Here is a 17,806-nt window from a genome sequence, read left to right on the forward strand (position 1 = left end):
ATCGTCCCGGGGTTACGCCGTGGCTTCTTGGCCGATGATGATCTTCGTGTCGGACGCGAAGGAGTAGGGCGGGATCGGCAGGTTGATCGGCGCCGGACCGCCGCGAACGCGGCCGGACGTGTCGAACACCGAGCCGTGGCAGGGGCAGAACCAGCCGTTGTATTCACCCTGCTGGCCGAGCGGCACACAGCCCAGGTGGGTGCAGTTGCCATAGACGACCAGCCATTCGGGCTTGCCTTCCTTGACGCGCGCCGCGTCGGGCTGCGGGTCGCGCAGCGAAGCCACGTTCACGTCCTGGGCGGACTTGATCTCGTCGGCCGTGCGGTGGCGGATGAAGATCAGCTTGCCGCGCCAGAAGACCTTGACGATCTGTCCTTCCGCGATCGGGGCCAGGTCCACCTCGACAGGGGCGCCTGCAGCCACCGTCGCCGCGTCGGGCGCCAGGGACTGGATGAAGGGCCATACCAGGGTTGCTCCGCCGACAGCGGCGGCCGCGCCCGTGGCGATGTAAAGGAAATCGCGCCGTGTCGGCTCAGCGACATGAGTGGTGGTCTCGGCCACTTGGCTCTCCAGCATTGATTAAAAACGAGAACCGCGCATCGGCAACACCTTGCAAACCAAGGCATTCGGCACGCTGGTTCCGAGGTGAAGGAACAAGCATACGCGTCAACGCGCACGCAATGCGACTGGGAGTCGCCGCGCGGTGGCTCTTTGGCACGGTCAAGCCCGCCTGTCCATAGGCGGATTGGAGATGTTCCAACCTGTTCCCTGAGAAAGAGGCCTAGAACGAGACCGCCTCCGGGGCCTCCTCGCCGTCCCTCGCGCCCAGGAAGCCGCCCGATTGGCGCCGCCAGAGCCGGGCGTAGAGCCCGCCGGCCCGGAGAAGCTCCGCATGGGTACCCTCCTCCACGATCCGCCCCGCCTCGAGGACGACCAAGCGGTCGAGGGCCGCGATGGTGGAGAGGCGGTGGGCGATGGCGAGCACCGTCTTGCCCTTCATGAGGGTGGACAGGGATTCCTGGATCGCCGCCTCGATCTCGGAATCCAGAGCCGACGTCGCCTCATCCAGCACCAGGATCGGCGCGTTCTTCAGAATGACGCGGGCGATCGCGATGCGCTGGCGCTGCCCGCCGGAGAGCTTCACGCCCCGTTCGCCCACATGGGCGTCGTAGCCGCGCCGGCCCCGGTGATCCTCGAGTCCCATGATGAAATCATGGGCATGGGCGAGGCGCGCCGCCTCCATGATCTCCCTCTCAGTGGCCTCGGGCCGTCCATAGGCGATGTTGTCCCGGATCGAGCGGTGGAGGAGCGATGTGTCCTGGGTCACCACGGCAATGGAGGAGCGCAGGGAATCCTGCGAGACCCTGGCGATGTCGTGCCCGTCGATGAGGATGCGCCCACTCTCCACGTCGTGAAGGCGCAGGAGCAGCGAGGTGATGGTGGTCTTGCCCGCGCCGCTGGTGCCCACGAGCCCCACCTTCTCCCCGGCCCGGATCGTGAGGGTGAGCCCCTCGATGACACCCTCCTCCTTGCCGTAGTGGAAGGAGACGTTCTCGAAACGGATCTCTCCCCGCATGATCTTGAGGTGCGGCGCCTGGGGCGCATCCACGAGCCCGTGAGGGCGGGCAATGGTCTGCATGCTCTCCTGGACCGTTCCGATATTCTCGAAAACATCGCGTACCGTGTGCATGACCCAGCCGGACATGGCGAGGATCCGCATCACCAGGGCAAGTCCGGCGGCGACCTCGCCGCTCGTCATGGTGCCCCGGCTCCACAGGAGCACCGAGAGGGCCCCGGTCGCCGCCAGAAGCAGGCTGTTCATGACCGACAGGAGTCCTGCGACGACGGAATTGAGCCTCAGGGACCGGAGGAAGGCGTCCGTATTGGCCTGGACGGCCTCCTTGACGGCCGAACGCTCCTCGTCGGCCCGAGCGAAGAGCTTGACCGTGAGAATGTTGGTATAGCTGTCCACCACGCGCCCGACGAGCGCCGAGCGGGTATCGGCCACCTTCAGGGAGCGCTCCTTGGCCCGTGGGACGAAGAAGCGCAGGAGAACGGCATATCCGATGATCCAGAGCCCCATGGGCAGGGCAAGCCATGGGCTGACGCTGGAAAAGACGCCCAGGGCCGTGACCGCATAGATCGCGACGTAAAGCAGCGTGTCGATCAGGGTTACGGCGATGCTTCGGACGGCGCCTCCGCCCTGCATGATGCGGTTGGCGAGACGGCCCGCGAAATCGGCCTGGAAGTAGCTCACCGCATGGCCCAGCGTGTAAACATGCGTCCGCCAGCGGATCATGTTGGTGCTCTGCGGGATGATCACCTGATTGGAGACCAGCTCATGCGCGAAGTTCAGGGCCGGCCTGACGAAGAGGACGAGGGTCGCCATCACCAGGAGAGTGGTGCCGTGCTCGGCCCATATCCGGTCCGGCGTGGAACTCGCCAGGATGTCCACCAGCCGGCCCAGCAGGATGTAGAGGGACGATTCGAACAGGCCCGCGATCAGCGCCACGAGAAACAGGATGGCGAGCCAGAAGCGGATGGGCCTGAGATAATGCCAGATGAAGGCCCCCACCTTGTTCGGCGGCGTCTCGGTTTCATCGAACGGCGCGAACGGATCGACCCGCTTTTCCAGCCACCGGAACATTCCCTTCCCCGCCTTCTCCGTCCTGGTCCCTGCTTAACACGGGCGGGAGGGAAAGCGTTCACTTGACGTGGGCCGCTCCTGCACCGATGAGGGTGTCATGCCTCGTCTCGCCATATTCCAGCCGGACATTCCGCAGAACACCGGCACCATGCTGCGTCTTGCCGCCTGCCTCGGCGTTCCCGTGGAGATCATCGAGCCCGCGGCCTTCGACGTGTCGGACCGCAACCTTCGCCGCTCCGGCATGGATTATCTCAACCACGTGACGATCACGCGTCACATCTCCTGGCGCGCCTTCGAGGAATGGCGGCGCGGCGGCGGAGGCAGGCTGGTGCTCGCCACCACGAAGGGCGCCGTGCCCTACACGGATTTCCGTTACGAGCCCGAGGACATCGTCCTGGTCGGTCGAGAATCCGCCGGGGTGCCGGACGAGGTCCATGCGGCAGCGGATGCCAGGATCGTCGTGCCCATGCAGGCGGGCATGCGCTCGCTCAACGTGGCCGTGACGGCCGCCATGATCCTCGGCGAGGCCTTGCGGCAAACCGGGGCCTTTCCTATTCCCGCGCCAACCGACATGTGAGGCGACCACCCATGACTGATAAAGCCGACATCGAACGCCTGCAGATCGAAGCCCCTCTCTGGTTCGCCTCCCTCCGCGACCGGATCTGCGCCGCCTTGGAGGCGATCGAGGACGAAGTCGCGGCGCCCCTGCCCCCGGAGGCATCGGAGGCGGGGCGCTTCGAGCGCACCCCCTGGGAGCGCAAGGATCACAGCGGCGCCCCTGGCGGAGGCGGCGTGATGTCGATGATGTGCGGGCGCGTGTTCGAGAAGGTGGGCGTACATGTTTCGACGGTTCACGGCGAGTTCGCGCCGGAATTCCGCGGCCAGATCCCCGGCTCGGACCAGGACCCGCGCTTCTGGGCCGGCGGCATCTCGCTCATTGCCCATCCGTGGAACCCGAACGTGCCCACCGTCCACATGAACACGCGTTTCGTGGTGACGACGAAGGCTTGGTTCGGGGGCGGGGCGGACCTCACGCCCGTGCTCGACCGCCGCAGGACACAGGACGACCCCGACAGCATCAGCTTCCACGCGGCCATGGAAGAGGCCTGCCGCCGCCATGCGCCGCAAGGCTCCTACGAGAGGTACAAGGCGTGGTGCGACGAGTATTTCTACCTCAAGCACCGGCACGAGCCGCGCGGGATCGGCGGCATCTTCTACGATTATCACTGGACCGGGAATCCGGACGAGGATCTCGCCTTCACCAGGGACGTGGGCGAGGCCTTCCTGAGGATCTATCCCGAAATCGTGCGCCGCAACGTGACGAAGAGCTGGACGGAACAAGACCGTTTCGAGCAGCAGGTGCGCCGTGGACGCTACGTGGAGTTCAACCTGCTCTACGACCGCGGCACCATCTTCGGCCTCAAGACCGGCGGCAACATCGCCTCCATCCTCTCCTCGATGCCGCCGACGGTGCGGTGGCCCTAGGCTGCGCAGCCTCCATGTCATGGCCGGGCTCGTACCGGCCATCCCGGTGGGAAGAGCGCGGCGCTTGACGAAAGTGGGATCACCGGCACAAGGCCGGTGATGACGTGAAGTGCTCAGGTCCGCGCCAGAACCCGCTCAAGCAGCTCCTTCGCGTAGGCCTCGTCCGTGCGGCACCCTTCCGCGAGCCATGCCTGACGCGCCAGGCCGAGAATCTCGCCGATCCTCGGCCCCTTCGGAATCCCGCGCGCGACGAGATCGGCACCGCGCAGCGGAAAGGCCGGCACGGGCTCTGCGCCGCTCCCGAAGAGGTCGAGAGCATCCCGTGCCTGCTTCTCGATGCCGGGCGATGGCTCTCCATCGATCGCCGCCAAAACGACGCTCGACGTCTCGACCCCGTGGACGGCCACGAGACGGCGAATGGCGGCCGCGTCGATCGGCCGGGCCCAGGTCTTGAGAACGGCGAGCAGCCGCGCATAGGCCGCGAGCTTCTTGTGCTCGTCGTTGGACAGTCTCAGATGCTCGCGCAGGCGATCCGCATCCTCCTCGACCATGACGGCGAGCGCCGCGAGACGCCAGACCGGCACCGGATGCTCCCTGTCGAAGGTCGCAATCCTGCGGAACCGCCCGAACTCCGCTGCACCCGCGAGGAGCCAGATCAGGAAACCGTGACGGGCGAGCACGCCGAGCGTATCCTCCGCGCGCTGTGCCACGAGGAGCCTGAGAAGTTCGTGACGGATCCGCTCCTTGGAAAGGATCGACAGTCCCTGCCGCTCGGCACCGGATGCGGCGAGCCCCTCCGGATCGGGCTCGCCGTTTGCGTACTCCGCATGGAAACGGAAGAAGCGCATGATGCGCAGGTAATCCTCGCGAATGCGCGTGCGCGCATCGCCGATGAAGCGCACCCGTCGCGCCTGGAGATCTGCGGTCCCGTTCGTGTAGTCGTAAAGCCGCCCGTCAACGCCCAGCGACAGGGCGTTGATGGTGAAATCGCGCCGCCTGGCGTCGAGCACGAAGTCGCGCCCGAAATGCACGACGGCCTGACGCCCGTTCGTCTCCACATCGACACGCAGGGTGGTGACCTCGAAGGGCTCGCCATCGACGATCACCGTGACGGTGCCGTGCTCGATGCCGGTCGGAACGGACCTGAACCCGGCCTCGTTCGCGCACTTCACCATGGCTTCGGGCAGCATGGTGGTGGTGCAGTCCACTTCCGTCACGGGACGCCCGAGCAGGGCGTTGCGCACGGCTCCGCCGACGATGCGCGTCTCCTCGCCCTTGCCGTTGAAGGCTTCGAGAAGGCGGCGCAGCTGCGGGCGCTCGAGCAGGCCAAGAAGCGCCTTGTGATCGAGATGCTGGTTCACTGAAACTGCCCCGGGACGACTCGCCCGTTCTCGATATGCGTCGGCACGAAGGCGCCAGTCTGGCCATCCATCGTCATGCCCGTGACGACGATCGAGACGATGACCATAATCAGTCCGGCGATGGCGAGCCAGAGCGATTGGTCGCTCCACGAGGACCAAGCCAGAGCGTTGCGGCGACGGATCACGAGATACGCGGCAAAGAGAACGAAGGGCAGGAGAAACAGCACCAATCCCTGCAGGAACGCGCGTGTCACTGTGTGTAGAGCCTTTCATAAAGATTGCGGATGATCCCCGCCGTCACTCCCCAGATGTAACGTCCTTCGTAGGGCATCGCGTAATAGCGGCGCAGCCGGCCTTTCCACTCGCGGGAATGCAGCTCGTGACGGGCCGGGTCCATGAGGAAGCTCAGCGGCACCTCGAAGGCATCGGCCACCTCATGGGGGTTGAGGTTGAGCGTGTAGGACGGCGAGACGCGCGCCACGACGGGGATCACCAGGTAGTTGGTGGTGGAGAGATAGGCGTCGAGATAGCCGAGCAGGCCGATGAAGCGGCTGTCGAGCCCGATCTCCTCCTCGGCCTCGCGGCAGGCGGCCGCCAGGATCGAGTCGTCCGTCTGATCGACCCGGCCGCCCGGGAAGGCGATCTGCCCCGAATGCTGGCGAAGGGCCGCGGAACGCTCGGTCAGGAGCAGGGTCGGCTCCTCGCGCATTACGACGGGCACCAGAACGGCGGCGGGCTTCGGGTCGAGAGGAAACGTCAGGGGCACGTTGTCGAGGCTGTGGTCGCCACGGGGGTTGGAGAGCGCATCCCCAAGATGCGGCGGCTCGGGCCGCAGCCGCTCGGTGGCCAGCGTCAGGAAATCTGGCCTGTCCAGGGGGGCGGCCCTCATGAAAGTTCCTCCAGGTCCGCGGCGGAGGCAATGGCAAAGAACGCATCCTTCACCGCGATCCCGAAGAGGCTCTGTCCCCCGACCCGCCGCTCCTCGGCGAGTGCGATCAGGTCCATGGCGAGGGAACGGGTGACAAGGGCCCACAGATCTCCACGGACCTTCACATAGGGTTTCACGCCTCCATATTCATCCTCCGCGAAGCGCAGGGGATTGGCCGGCCCGACCTGCACCAGATCGTCGACATTGGTGCGCAATGCGATCTGGCGGGAATCCCCCTCTCCCTCGACCGCCATCTCGACCGCGAGAAAGGGGGCGTCCTCCACGACGATCCCCACCCGCTCGACGGGGGTGACGAGCACGTAGCGCTCGGGATCCTTGCGCAGGACGGAGGAAAACAGCCTGACGAGGGCAGGCCGTTTGATGGGCGAGCCCATGTAGTACCAGGAGCCGTCGGCAGCGATGCGCATGTCGATCTCGCCGCAATAGGGCGGATTCCAGCGCTCCACCGGCGGGGGACCCTTCCGCTTGGAATCGGAGCCGAGCGCCTCCGTCAGGCGGGCCAGTGCGCTACCGGGGGTCGGGATGTTGGAAACGGTCATGACGCGAGTGTGAACAAGAAAGTGAACTCCGAGGATCGACGAAGAGCTGTCGCAGGATAATTCCTAAGCATAGGGTCTCGAGCCGCTACATCCAATCCTTCGGCCCCGTCCTCTGCGGCGCATCGACCCTTGCCACTCGATAGGGATCGAAGGCAGACTAGATATCTGGGGCGTAGGAAACGAGAGGGAGAAAGACCTCATGACGGCCAGCATTTCTCAAGCGCCCACCGCCCTGGACGACGCGATCATCCGCAACGCGGAGGCAACGCTTGAGACTGTCGGTCGCGCCAGGGAGGCCATCCATTCCGTCATCTTCGGCCAGGAAGACGTGGTCGACCAGACCCTCATCACCCTGCTCGCGGGCGGCCACGGTCTGCTCGTGGGCGTCCCGGGCCTGGCCAAGACCAAGCTCGTCGAAACTCTCGGCACCGTCCTCGGACTGGATGCCCGCCGCATCCAGTTCACCCCCGACCTGATGCCGTCCGACATCCTGGGATCGGAAATCCTCGATGAAGGGGCCGACCGACGCCGGTCCTTCCGTTTCGTAAAGGGCCCTGTCTTCACCCAGCTTCTCATGGCGGACGAGATCAACCGCGCGAGTCCGCGCACCCAGTCCGCCCTGTTGCAGGCCATGCAGGAGCATCACGTCTCGGTGGGCGGCGAGCGGCACGACCTGCCCCAGCCCTTCCACGTGCTCGCCACGCAGAACCCGGTGGAGCAGGAGGGCACCTATCCCCTTCCCGAGGCCCAGTTGGACCGGTTTCTCCTGCAGATCGACGTGGGCTATCCGAGCCGGGACGCAGAGCGGCGCATCCTTATCGAGACGACCGGCGCGGAGGACCATAAGCCCGTCGCGGTGATGAACGCCGATGCGCTCATGAACGCCCAGCGGCTCGTGCGCCGCCTGCCTGTCGGCGAAAGCGTCGTCGAGGCGATCCTCGACCTCGTGCGCTCGGCCCGTCCCGAGAACGAGAGCATCGATGGCGTGAGCGACCGGATCCTGTGGGGTCCCGGCCCCCGCGCCAGCCAGGCGCTGATGCTGGCGGTGCGCGCGAGAGCCCTCATCGAAGGCCGCATCGCGCCCTCCATCGCCGACGTGGCGGCTCTGGCCGAGCCGATCCTCAAGCATCGCATGGCCCTCACCTTCTCCGCCCGCGCCGATGGCGAGACGCTGTCGAGCGTCATCGGCCGCCTCACCGCCCGGCTGGCGGGCTAGGAACCGCGTCATGGCCCGTGTCCGGGTCCTTCCCGAGGGTGCCCGCTCGCCGGGGCGTCACGAAACCGAGAGCGCGCTCTCGCTCGCCCGTCGCATGCCGCGCCTCGTGCTCGAAGCGAGACGCGTGGCGGCGAATCTCGCCCACGGCATCCACGGCCGCAGGCGCGCGGGCGTCGGCGAGAGCTTCTGGCAGTTCCGACCCTTCGTGACGGGTGAAGCCGCGCAGCGCATCGACTGGCGCCGCTCGGGCCGGGACGACCGGCTCTATGTGCGCGAGCGCGAATGGGAGACGGCGCAGACCCTGTGGGTCTGGATCGACCGCTCCGCCTCCATGGGCTACTCATCGGAGTTCGCCCAGGCGCCGAAGATCGAACGCGCCGTCGTGCTGGCGCTGGCCTTGGCCGATTGCTTCGTGGAATCGGGCGAGCGCGTCGGCATGCTGGGCCTCATGGCGCCCCGCGCCACCCGGCGCATCGCCGAGACCATGGCGCAGAATCTGGTGGCGGACCGCTCCTCGCTGGAGGACGATCTTCCCCCCGGCGCTCCCGTCGCGCCCCAGCACGAAGTCATCCTGGTCAGCGATTTTCTCTCGCCCGTGCCCGACATCGCCTCCGCCGTGGAAGGTATCTCGGCCCGCGGCGCGCGCGGCCATCTCGTCATGATCGTGGATCCGGTCGAGGAGACCTTCCCGTTTCAGGGACAGGCGGTTCTGCACGACCTGGAGGACGGCCTTTCCCTGCGCATCGGCGACGCCGAGTCCTGGGGCCGCGCCTATCGCGAGCGGATCGAGCGGCATCGGTCCGAACTGCAGGAGATCACGCGCCGCCGGGGCTGGACCTTCACGATCCACCGCACTGACCGGCCCGCGAGCGAAGCCGCGCTCCGTCTGCTGACGCTGGTATCGGCGGCACGCGGCACGAATCTGCGAGGGCGCTAGATCATGCTCGGCCTTCCCCTCACCTTCACCGTTCCGCTCGTCCTGACGGCGCTCGCCGCCCTTCCCGCGATCTGGCTGCTCCTGCGCATCACGCCGCCGCAGCCGAGGCGCGTGGATTTTCCGCCCCTCAAGATCATCGCCGATCTGCGGCCGGAGCAGGAGACACCCGCCCGCACGCCCTGGTGGCTGCTGCTCATGCGCCTGGCTCTCGCGGCTTTCCTCATCCTCGCCGCCGCGGGGCCGATCTGGAATCCGCTTGCCGAGGACAGCAGCCGTGGGCCGCTCCTGCTCGTCATGGACAACGGCTTCGCCGCCGCCCACGACTGGCGGGACAGGATGAATCTCGCCTCCGAACGCATCGAAGCGGCAGGCCGCGACGGGCGCACCGTAACCCTCGTCGCGACGGCGGAGCAGCCTGCCGCTCTCGAGCAGACCGATCCGGCGGCGGCGCTGGAGCGCCTGCGCTCCCTGAAGCCGCAACCGCACCTGCAGGATCGCGCAGCCCACCTGGAACCCATCCGGCGCTTTCTCGAAAGCACCCCCGACGCCGACATTGTCTGGATCAGTGACGGGGTGGCGGGCGTTGACGGGCAAGGCTTCATCGACGGCATGGCACAGATGGCGGATGACCGGCGGATCACGGTGCTCAAATCCGAGCGCGCTTCCACGCTTGCTTTGGCAGGCATCGAGAATGCCGGCGGCCGCTTGAACGCGCGTGTGGTGCGGGCGGAGCCCAACGGCCGCGACTCCGGCACCTTGCGCGCGCTGGACCTCAAGAACCTGCCGCTCGCCGACATGCGCTTCAGCTTCGAGCCGGACGCGACCGAGACGACAGTCGCCTTCGATCTGCCGACCGAGATCAGGAACGCCATCGCCCGCATCGAGATACTCGGCGAAGGCTCCGCCGGCGCCGTTAACCTGATCGACGAGCGCGGCAAACGCCGGCGCGTCGGACTCGTCTTCGGCGGCACCGCCGATCAGAGCCAGCCTTTGCTGTCGCCGCTCTATTACATCGAGCGGGCGCTCTCTCCCTATTCGGAGATCCGCCTGGGCCGCGGCGGCGTCGCCGATGCGGTGAATCAGCTGATCGAGGAACAGGTCTCCGTGCTCGTGTTCGCCGATGTGGGCGGCCTCGACCGCGAGACCATGGACCGGGTCACGGAATTCGTGGAGAACGGCGGGCTCCTCCTGCGCTTCGCGGGCTCGCGCCTGGCGGCCGGCAACGACGAACTCGTGCCGGTGCGCCTGCGCCGCGGCGGGCGCAGCCTCGGCGGCTCGCTGTCGTGGGACACGCCGAAGACCTTCGCACCCTTCACCCGCGAGAGCCCCTTCTTCGGACTGAGCGTTCCGGACGAAATCGGCATTCGCCGTCAGATCCTCGCCGAGCCCGACGGCGACCTGCCCTCGCGCACCTGGGCGTCGCTCGCCGACGGAACGCCGATCGTGACCGCGGACAAGCGCGGAGACGGCCTCATCGTGCTCTTCCACGTGACGGCGGACACCACTTGGTCGAACCTGCCGCTCTCCGGCCTGTTCGTCGACATGCTGCGGCGGATCACGGCTCTCGCAGGCGCACCCAGCGACGTGAGCGCCGAAGCGCGCAACGCGGAGAACGAAACCGTCGCTCCGCGCCTGACCCTCGACGGCTACGGCGCGTTCGCGACACCGCCCGCCAATGCCCGCGCCGTGCCTCGCAGCTACGGCGAGCGCGCCACTGGAGAGCATCCGCCGGGCTTCTACGGCCCCGTCGATTCGAGCCTTGCCGTGAATGCTCTCCTGCCGGGAGACAAACTCGCACCGCTCAACGTCACCCCGCTCGGCGCGCGGATCGCACCACTGGCGGGCGCTCAGACCATCGATCTTCGCATGCCACTCTTCATGCTCGCTCTCATCCTGCTTCTTGCCGACACCCTGGCCTCGCTCTGGCTCGGCGGTCATCTCTCGAACCTCTCCAGACGGCTGCGCAGGGCGGGCGCCGCAGCCTCCGTCCTTTTCGCGGCGACGCTGGTCTTCTCGACCGCCTTCGATGCGAGAGCTCAGGACCTCGGTTTTCGCCGGACGGACGAGAATGCGAACCCTGCCCTCGTCACACGGCTGGCCTACGTGATCACGGGCGACGCGGACGTCGACGAGACGAGCAAGGCCGGGCTCACGGGCCTGACGCAGATCCTGTCGCAGCGCACGGCTCTTTCGCCGGGCGATCCCATCGGCATCGATCTCTCGCGGGACGAGGTGGCCTTCTACCCGCTGATCTACTGGCCCATCGTCGCCACGCGGCCGATGCCGTCCGAAGCGGCGATCCGGCGTCTCGACGCCTTCATGAAGGGCGGCGGCACCGTGATCTTCGACACGCGTGACGCCTTCAGCAACCGCCCCGATGGAGCCGTCAGCGCAGAGGGCCAGTACCTGCGCCGGATGCTGGCCACCCTCGACATTCCCGAGCTCGAGCCGGTGCCTGCCGATCACGTGCTGACGAAGACGTTCTACATCCTCGATTCCTTCCCCGGCCGCTATGCCACCGGGCAAACCTGGGTGGAGGCCCTTCCGCCGCAGGCCGAGGGCGAGGAGAACCGCCCTGCCCGCTCGGGCGACAGCGTCTCGCCGATCATCATCACCTCCAACGACCTTGCCGCCGCCTGGGCCGTCGGCCCGCGCGGGGAATATCTCTTCCCCGTCGTCGGCAGCGACCAGCGCCAGCGTGAGATGGCCTATCGCAGCGGCATCAACATCGTGATGTACTCACTCACCGGAAACTACAAGGCCGATCAGGTGCATGTGCCCGCGCTGCTCGAGCGGCTGGGGCAGTAAGGGGGGTTATGTCAGTCCTTTCGATCAGCTTCTCCCCCCTCATTCCCGCTTACGCGCTCTGGCTCGTCGGCGCCGTCGCCGCGCTGCTGGCGCTGCTGGCCATCTTTTCCCGCGGTCCGGTTGCGATCCTCAGGGCCGTCGCGCTGGCGCTCGTGCTCCTCGCGCTCGCCAATCCCTCGCTCGTGCAGGAAGAACGCGAGAAGGTGAAGGATATCGTCGCTGTCGTGACCGACCGCTCGACCTCGCAGACGCTCGGCGACCGCTCCGCGATGACGGATCAGGTGAGAGCCGAACTGGAACGCCGCTTCGGCTCGATGGCCGATGTGGAGACGCGGTATATCCAGGCGGACGACAGCGGCGGCGACGAGGGCACGCGCCTTTTCGCCGCCCTTTCCAACGGCTTGGCCGACGTGCCGCCGGACCGTCTCGCGGGCGTCATCCTGATCACGGACGGTGTGGTGCACGACATCCCGCCCAATGCCGATGCGCTGGGCTTCCGCGCGCCGCTTCATGCTCTCATCACGGGGCGCCCCGACGAGCGCGACCGGCAGATCAAGCTGATCGAGGCTCCGCGTTTCGGGATCGTCGGCAAGGAACAGACCATTCGCGCGCAGGTGATGGAGCGCGGCGGCACGGGCTCGGCCCTCGTCACGCTCCGCCGCGACGGGCAGGTTCTCTCGCGCCAGCAGGTGCGCGCCGACACGCCGTTCTCGCTGCAGGTCCATATCGAGCACGGCGGCACCAACGTGGTCGAACTGGAGGTGGAAGGCCTGCCCAACGAGCTGACGCAGGCCAACAACCGCGCGGTCGTGCCCATCGAAGGCATCCGCGAGAAGCTGCGCGTGCTGCTCGTCTCCGGCGAGCCTCATGCCGGCGAGCGCACATGGCGCAACCTGCTGAAGTCCGACGCCAACGTGGATCTCGTCCACTTCACGATCCTGCGCCCGCCGGAGAAGCAGGACGGCACGCCGATCAACGAACTCTCGCTGATCGCCTTCCCCACTCGCGAGCTGTTCCAGCAGAAGATCAAGGACTTCGACCTGATCATCTTCGACCGCTACGCGAACCAGAGCATCCTGCCCTCGAGCTATTTCGAGAACATTGTTCGCTACGTGCGGGAGGGCGGCGCGATCCTCGTGGCGGCGGGTCCGGAATTCGCCAGCTACGGCAGCCTCGCGCAGACCCGCCTCGCGCCAGTCATCCCGGGCATTCCCAACGGCCGCATCGTCGAGCAGCCCTACAAGGCCAGCATCACCGACACGGGCAACCGCCATCCTGTGACGCGGGACCTGCCGGGCTCCGAAGCGTCACCGCCGGCCTGGGGCGAGTGGCTGCGCATCATCGGCTCGGAGGTGCAATCGGGCGCGACCCTGATGTCGGGCGCGAACGATCTTCCCCTGCTCGTGCTCCGCCGAGAGGAGAAGGGGCGCGTGGCGCTGCTTCTCTCGGACCATGCCTGGCTCTGGGCGCGCGGCTACCAGGACGGCGGCCCTCATCTCGATCTGCTGCGCCGTCTCGCTCACTGGCTGATGAAGGAACCGGCGCTGGAAGAGGAGGCCCTTCGCGCCTCCGCCGACGGCCGCACCATCCGCATCGAACGGCAGACCATGGGGGACACCGCCGATCCCGTCACCCTCGCGGCGCCGAGCGGCGCGGAAACCAGCGTCCCGCTGACCGAGAGCCGGCCGGGCCTCTTCACCGCCGAGGTCGAGAGCAAGGAGCTCGGGCTTCACACCGTGCGCTCGGGCGAGCTCGTCGCCTTCGTGAGCATCGGCCCGGCCAATCCGCGCGAATTGATGGACGTGTTCAGCAACACGGAGGCGCTCAGCCCCATCGCGGGGGCGACCGGAGGTTCGGTGCGGAGGGTGGCCATGGAGGGCGACCAGAGCATCACCGTGCCGCGCATCCTCACGGTGCATTCCGGCTCGCGCTTCTCCGGCGGCGACTGGATCGGCATCAAGCCGAGCGAGAGCGCCATCGTCCGCGGCGTCTCCGTCTTCCCCCTGGCGCTGGGCTTCCTCGGCCTCGCCCTCCTGATCGGCGCGACGCTCGCCGCCTGGCTCGCGGAAGGCCGTCGCAGGGCGTAGCGCATCGCGCGAAAAAGTGGACCCGGTTTTCACGAGCGTGGCCCTTCGGGTCGCTTCGAACGATGCACTGTTCCAGAAATGGAGCATCGTCCCCGAGAACGGGCCCCCTTTCGACTCTTTGTCTAGGTCATGCCTCTCTCGGAAGCGGTGTCACGATCCCCCTGGCGCGGGCCAGGGCTCCCTCTTCCAGCTCGAGGGCGAGGAAGCGGGCGGGATTGACCGGTCCGGGCAGTTGCAGGAATTGGGGCGGAACGCGCTTGAAGCCGAAGCGGCTGTAATAGGGCTCGTCACCCACGAGGAGCACGAGCGCGTGGCCCTTCGCCTTCGCCGCCTCCAGCGACCGGCGCATGAGCGCGGCGCCGATGCCCCGGCTCTCGAAGGCGGGTTCGACGGTCAGCGGGCCCAGCATCAGGGCGGGCTCTTCCCCGGCCATGACCGGCGTCAGGCGCACGGAGCCCACCAGGAGGGTGCCCACCATAGCGGTGAAGGAGAGATCGAGCAGGTGGCTGGCGCCCTCCCTCAGCCGGGAAGCCGTGCGGGCGAAGCGGCCTGGGCCGAAGGCGCGCTCGTGAAGGCGCTCGATGGCCTCGGAATCGACGGGTTGCTCGGAGCGGATGATCAGGGAAAGCTCGGTCATGAACGGACTCGGAAAGGAGCAGATGACGGAAGAACGGCTGGATGGTCGCGTCAGCCGTGTCGTCGTCGCTGAATCCGGATGAGGGGCATGAGCGTAGCGTGTCCTGGGGTCTTTTGGCCATAGCAGCCCGGCGGACGCCACGCAAATCCTTCTGTGTCACCAGATGGACGAAGGCGGCTGCCCTTCAAGGATTTCGGCCAGTCGGCGGCGGGTCGCCTCCGTCGTACCCTCCGGCAGTCGGTCGACGGGAAAGAACCCGGCCTCCGCGATCTCCCGGTCGGGCCGCTTCTCCCCCAGGATCGTGAAATGCCGGATCACATAGACCAGGACATGATCGCGCCGGGAGATGCGGCGGTTGAAGAACACGCCCGCCAGAGCCGGCGGCTCGTCGATGGCGATGCAGGCTTCTTCGCTAAGCTCGCGAGCAAGGGCGTCGAGGGCAGTTTCCCCGGTCTCCACCCCACCTCCCGGCAGATGCCATCCCGCCACATAGGTGTGCCTGATGAGGAAGACTTGGCCCTTCCCGTCGAGAACCACGCCCCGCACCCCCAGGGTCACGCCCCGCGAGAACCGCCAATAGGTGTGAAGCCCCCAGGATATCATGCGCGAGGATTTGCTCGATGGCGCGGAGTCGGACATTGGCTCAATAAATCATGAGAAGATTACAGGACGATGAACGAAGACATTCATCCCATGCATGGCTGACGCATCAGAATAACACGTGACCGGCATTCTACTAAGGTCTAATACGGCGATAGCACAAAGGTGTTCCAATGTTTCTGTCGCTGATCCTCTCGTTCCTCACCCGCTCCGCCCGCTTCGCCTGGTCTCCGGCCCTCGATCTCGAGGACCGCACGATCTACTCGACCTTGATCCCGGGCGCGCAGTACTGAGCCTGTCCGCGCAGGTCGCGGGCCGGGCAGGACAGGCTCGGCTCCCGTTCACGGCCTGTTTGGAACAGCTCCGAACAAGCTGTCAAATTCCTGCCTGAACTGACGGAGCGCAAGGCCGTCGCGCTCGCCATCGCCAGCGAAGGAAACGGTTAGCGGTTCGCCAGGACTTCGCGCTCCCTCGCCTGATCTTCCCGCCTCGTCCGAGTTTTTCGGCGGCATGGCCGAAAGGGAGCGGGCCAACCGCGACACCCGTTGCGATTTTCACCAGCCCCGGTCCGGCGACCAGCTCCCCTGATGCGCCGCAAGGCAGAGCTCATGGAGCTGCAGGCGACCTTGGGGATACCCTGCCTTGTCCGGTGCCGGATTCCCGGCCCAGCACCTTCATTCTGGCGACCGGCATCGCCGCCTCATGGCCGCCGTGGAAGGGGTCGTGATGCCCTGGATCCGCACGAAGTGCATGGACACCCCGTTCTGGCGCGCCACCTATCATGCGAACGTAGGCGGCGTGCTGGTGCTGCCGGCCGGCATCTTCATCGGCAATGCTTGACGGCGTGGGCGGCACGGGCGAACTGTCGTCCGACTATTTCATTAGGCTGCCATGTTTCGCATCGCCCATCTCACGGACCCCCATGTGGGTCCCCTCCCGCGGCCACGTCTCAAGCAGTTGCTGAGCAAGCGCCTGACCGGCTGGTACAACTGGCGTCGCAGCAGACAGGATCTGCACGACATGGAGCTCCTGGCGGAGCTCGTCGCCGATATTCATGCGCAGAAGCCCGATCACATCACCTGCACGGGCGACACCTGCAATATCGGCCTGCCCGACGAGTGGGAGACGTCGCGGGTCTTTCTGGAGAGCCTGGGCGATCCGGCGTGCGTCACCTTCGTGCCGGGCAATCACGACGCCTATGTGCGCGGCTCGCTCGAAGGCCTGCTCAAGAAGGTTGCGCCGTGGACGCGCGGCGACGACGGACGCGAGGCCGTCTTCCCCTACCTTCGCCGTTATGGCTCCATCGCCATCCTCGGCCTGTCCTCCGCCATTCCGACCCTTCCCTTCGTCGCAAGCGGGCGCGTGGGCTCGAAACAGACGAAGGCAGCGGAGGAAATGCTGGGCCAGTTGGGACGCGACCCGTCCTGCTTCCGGATCGTCCTCATCCATCACCCGCCCCATGTCGGCGGAGCAGAGCCCGGACGCAATCTCACCGATGCCAAGCGCTTCGAGGCCATGATCAGGCGCGTCGGCGCCGAGCTCATCCTTCATGGGCACAATCATGTGGGCTCGCTCGCGCATCTCGAAGGTCCGCGCGGCCCGGTTCCCGTCATCGGCGCCCCTTCCGCGTCGGCGCGCGGGGGAACGCTCACGCACAAGGCCGGCTATCATCTTTTCACGATCGACCGGGATGAAACCGGTTTCCTGCTCCAGGCGGAACTGCGAGGCCTGAAGCCTGACGGCACGGTAGGTGGCATGGGCATGCTGTCCCTCGCGCGGATCCGCCAGTCTCATGAAAAGCCGTGGGCGCCGCATCGATGATGCGATAACGATTCCGGCTCCCGGACAAGCATTCGACCGATTCACCCTGGTTGAGCGCTCAAATCGGGTGGAGCAGTTCTTGGTCTGCGGCGCTCCCCCCGCGCTTTAAGCTCGACAATAACGATTGCACCCTGAACTCAATCTTTCTCTTTTCTGGAACCGCCCATATCGCTCCTCGTTGACCGGGTTGCAGCAGCCACCTGTCAGCTTTGCAAGCCTCGCGGGCTTCGCTCGGTGTACTGCGCTCCCTGAAACAGGAGTTCTCCGATGAAGAAACATGTTGTTCTCGCGGCCTTGCTTGCGTCGATCTCCGCCCCGGCCTTCGCTCAAGCGGTGATGGACAGCCGGACCTACCGCACGATGGCGGCTCAATCCGACGCCTTCGAGATTGCGTCGAGCCAGCTCGCCCTCCAGCGCTCCCGCAATCCCGCCGTGCACAATTTCGCCCAAGAGATGATCCGGGCCCATGCCATGACCAGCCAGGCTCTGAACGGCGGCCGCGCAGTCTATTCCGCATCCGGTGAATTCATTCCCGGGTCCCTTGGCGGCACCCTGGCGGGCGCCGGGATCGGCGCGCTGGTCGGCGGCCCCGTCGGCGCCGCGGTCGGCGCAGGCGTCGGTGCCGCAGCCGGCACGACCGCAGGCGCGGCCGCGACTTCGCCGAATGCAGCCGGCGGCACGGCGGCCGGCACCCTGGCAGGTGCGGGGGTCGGCGCTCT

The 17,806-nt window shown here is 66.8% G+C and carries 17 protein-coding genes; 9 read left to right on the plus strand and 8 right to left on the minus strand.

Annotated features, from left to right (window positions below; translation table 11 throughout):
* Positions 1 to 12 precede the first annotated feature (12 nt).
* On the minus strand, positions 13 to 576 hold the full coding sequence (gene petA / locus GR328_RS02765) for a ubiquinol-cytochrome c reductase iron-sulfur subunit (RefSeq protein ID WP_160882976.1): 564 nt from the start codon (positions 574 to 576) through the stop codon (positions 13 to 15).
* A 205-nt stretch (positions 577 to 781) separates the two neighbouring features.
* Positions 782 to 2,647: an ABC transporter ATP-binding protein gene (locus GR328_RS02770; protein ID WP_160882977.1), complete on the minus strand. Its 1,866-nt coding sequence runs from the start codon at positions 2,645 to 2,647 to the stop codon at positions 782 to 784.
* Between the two features lie 97 nt (positions 2,648 to 2,744).
* Between GR328_RS02770 and GR328_RS02775 the strand changes: the two genes are divergently transcribed.
* Positions 2,745 to 3,224, plus strand: a complete 480-nt coding sequence (locus GR328_RS02775; protein WP_160882978.1) for a tRNA (cytidine(34)-2'-O)-methyltransferase — start codon at positions 2,745 to 2,747, stop codon at positions 3,222 to 3,224.
* 11 nt (positions 3,225 to 3,235) lie between these two features.
* A complete protein-coding gene (gene hemF / locus GR328_RS02780; protein ID WP_160882979.1) occupies positions 3,236 to 4,132 on the plus strand; it encodes an oxygen-dependent coproporphyrinogen oxidase in 897 nt (298 codons plus the stop codon).
* A 113-nt stretch (positions 4,133 to 4,245) separates the two neighbouring features.
* Here the strand turns inward: hemF and GR328_RS02785 are convergent, their stop codons facing one another.
* Genes GR328_RS02785 through GR328_RS02800 form a run of 4 tightly spaced genes read right to left on the minus strand, consistent with a single transcriptional unit; the run spans position 4,246 to position 6,981 of the window.
* The gene (locus tag GR328_RS02785; RefSeq protein WP_160882980.1) at positions 4,246 to 5,493 is read right to left on the minus strand and encodes a tRNA nucleotidyltransferase/poly(A) polymerase-related protein; all 1,248 of its coding nucleotides are present in this window, start codon (positions 5,491 to 5,493) and stop codon (positions 4,246 to 4,248) included.
* Entirely contained in the window at positions 5,490 to 5,747 is a 258-nt protein-coding gene (locus tag GR328_RS02790; protein ID WP_160882981.1) for a DUF6111 family protein, read from the minus strand. The genes GR328_RS02785 and GR328_RS02790 overlap by 4 nt, the downstream gene beginning before the upstream one ends.
* Entirely contained in the window at positions 5,744 to 6,382 is a 639-nt protein-coding gene (locus tag GR328_RS02795; RefSeq protein ID WP_160882982.1) for a CoA pyrophosphatase, read from the minus strand. The genes GR328_RS02790 and GR328_RS02795 overlap by 4 nt, the downstream gene beginning before the upstream one ends.
* Positions 6,379 to 6,981, minus strand: a complete 603-nt coding sequence (locus GR328_RS02800) for a DUF1285 domain-containing protein (RefSeq protein WP_160882983.1) — start codon at positions 6,979 to 6,981, stop codon at positions 6,379 to 6,381. Before GR328_RS02800 ends, GR328_RS02795 begins: the two co-directional genes overlap by 4 nt.
* Before the next feature lie 199 nt (positions 6,982 to 7,180).
* On the opposite strand from GR328_RS02800, the gene GR328_RS02805 reads away from it, so the two are divergent.
* The 4 genes from GR328_RS02805 to GR328_RS02820 are packed head-to-tail and all read left to right on the plus strand — an operon-like array spanning position 7,181 to position 14,029.
* Complete coding sequence (locus GR328_RS02805) at positions 7,181 to 8,197, plus strand: AAA family ATPase (RefSeq protein WP_160882984.1); 1,017 nt, start codon at positions 7,181 to 7,183, stop codon at positions 8,195 to 8,197.
* A 10-nt stretch (positions 8,198 to 8,207) separates the two neighbouring features.
* Positions 8,208 to 9,134: a DUF58 domain-containing protein gene (locus GR328_RS02810; protein WP_160882985.1), complete on the plus strand. Its 927-nt coding sequence runs from the start codon at positions 8,208 to 8,210 to the stop codon at positions 9,132 to 9,134.
* Positions 9,135 to 9,137: 3 nt separating this feature from the next.
* Positions 9,138 to 11,942, plus strand: a complete 2,805-nt coding sequence (locus tag GR328_RS02815) for a DUF4159 domain-containing protein (protein WP_160882986.1) — start codon at positions 9,138 to 9,140, stop codon at positions 11,940 to 11,942.
* Positions 11,943 to 11,950: 8 nt separating this feature from the next.
* The gene (locus GR328_RS02820; RefSeq protein ID WP_160882987.1) at positions 11,951 to 14,029 is read left to right on the plus strand and encodes a hypothetical protein; all 2,079 of its coding nucleotides are present in this window, start codon (positions 11,951 to 11,953) and stop codon (positions 14,027 to 14,029) included.
* A 127-nt stretch (positions 14,030 to 14,156) separates the two neighbouring features.
* Here GR328_RS02820 and GR328_RS02825 read toward each other — a convergent pair whose 3' ends face one another.
* Entirely contained in the window at positions 14,157 to 14,666 is a 510-nt protein-coding gene (locus GR328_RS02825; RefSeq protein ID WP_160882988.1) for a GNAT family N-acetyltransferase, read from the minus strand.
* Positions 14,667 to 14,822: 156 nt separating this feature from the next.
* The gene (locus tag GR328_RS02830; RefSeq protein WP_160882989.1) at positions 14,823 to 15,305 is read right to left on the minus strand and encodes an NUDIX domain-containing protein; all 483 of its coding nucleotides are present in this window, start codon (positions 15,303 to 15,305) and stop codon (positions 14,823 to 14,825) included.
* A gap of 603 nt (positions 15,306 to 15,908) precedes the next feature.
* Here GR328_RS02830 and GR328_RS02835 point away from each other — a divergent pair.
* The 3 genes from GR328_RS02835 to GR328_RS02845 all read left to right on the plus strand — a co-directional run.
* On the plus strand, positions 15,909 to 16,106 hold the full coding sequence (locus tag GR328_RS02835) for a hypothetical protein (protein ID WP_160882990.1): 198 nt from the start codon (positions 15,909 to 15,911) through the stop codon (positions 16,104 to 16,106).
* A gap of 51 nt (positions 16,107 to 16,157) precedes the next feature.
* On the plus strand, positions 16,158 to 17,087 hold the full coding sequence (locus tag GR328_RS02840) for a metallophosphoesterase family protein (protein WP_160882991.1): 930 nt from the start codon (positions 16,158 to 16,160) through the stop codon (positions 17,085 to 17,087).
* Positions 17,088 to 17,354: 267 nt separating this feature from the next.
* Positions 17,355 to 17,806, plus strand: a 452-nt coding sequence (locus tag GR328_RS02845; RefSeq protein ID WP_160882992.1) for a DUF4142 domain-containing protein, incomplete at its 3' end; no start/stop codon positions are given.

The organism is Microvirga makkahensis (assembly GCF_009830105.1).
Classification (GTDB): Bacteria; Pseudomonadota; Alphaproteobacteria; order Rhizobiales; family Beijerinckiaceae; genus Microvirga; species Microvirga makkahensis.